The 488-nt window shown below is 43.2% G+C and carries 1 protein-coding gene; it reads right to left on the reverse strand.

What is annotated here, in order from left to right:
• Positions 1 to 250 precede the first annotated feature (250 nt).
• On the reverse strand, positions 251 to 488 hold a 238-nt coding region (locus ACTHUR_RS19355; RefSeq protein ID WP_440400411.1), incomplete at its 5' end, for a contact-dependent growth inhibition system immunity protein.

The raw sequence follows: 488 nt of genomic DNA on the forward strand, positions 1-488 counted from the left end.
ATAGACAGCCTATAACGTGGTCTATTAACATTACCTGATTCATTCAAGACATCAATAGAATTTTTCCAATTAGTATTAGGAACGGGAAAGTCAACTTTTTTAAATTTTAATTCACATATCCTTCCAAGCAAGCCGTAGCCCGCATTAAACCTATGCAGGTAAGGTGTGTGCGGTACGCACGCTGGCCTTGAGTGTGATAAAAAAGTCGTCTGAAACATTTTTCCGGCTTTCAGACGACTTTTGCCAAATATTATCGGCAGCGGCTCAATGCCAACTTTAAACCTGCTCCGATTTCTTCAGGACTGTTATCCAATGATAAAATTACATTGTCTGCATCAATGGCATCCCACGCTTCCAGCTTGACATGGCGGCTTGGGCTGATTTTCAGGCAGCCGTTGTGCAGCCAAATATCCACGCTCATCATGTTTTTAAATAGGGCGCGTCTGGTTTTATAGCCCAAGTTCCCGCATAGGTTGGCAACCCAATCC

This window comes from Neisseria sp. P0021.S007 (assembly GCF_051956855.1).